This window comes from Verminephrobacter aporrectodeae subsp. tuberculatae At4, assembly GCF_000193225.1.
In the GTDB taxonomy this organism is placed as follows: domain Bacteria; phylum Pseudomonadota; class Gammaproteobacteria; order Burkholderiales; family Burkholderiaceae_C; genus Acidovorax; species Acidovorax aporrectodeae.
Map to the genome: position 1 here is coordinate 1 of NZ_AFAL01000651.1, position 394 is coordinate 394.

The window sequence follows — 394 nt, forward strand, 5'->3', positions numbered from 1 at the left end:
GGGCCCCACGCTGGCGGCGACCAACCCGATCACGATCACCGACGACAAACTGCACCTGGGCGAGAGCACCACCGTCATCATCCGCTTCTCCGAAGACATCGACGCCAGCAGCTTCAGCATCGCCGACCTGACGGTGGGCGGAGGCGCGAATCTGTCCAACCTGCGCAGCACCGGCGGCGGCACCACCACCTGGGAGGTCACGCTGACGGCCCCGGGGCTCACCGAGCACGCTGTGAATCCTGCCTCCGTCAACAGTTCGACGGGCAACAAGATTCGCGTGAACCTGGCCCAAATCACCGACCTCGCGGGCAACGCCGGGGCGGGCACAGCGGTCTCCACGGTCAGCTACGACATCGACGTTGACCCCCCCCGCGTGACCATCACGCTGGCCGAC

1 protein-coding gene is annotated in these 394 nt (G+C 67.3%); it reads left to right on the forward strand.

What is annotated here, in order from left to right:
- On the forward strand, nt 1-394 hold a 394-nt coding region (locus VTU_RS33870; RefSeq protein ID WP_010107298.1), incomplete at both ends, for an Ig-like domain-containing protein.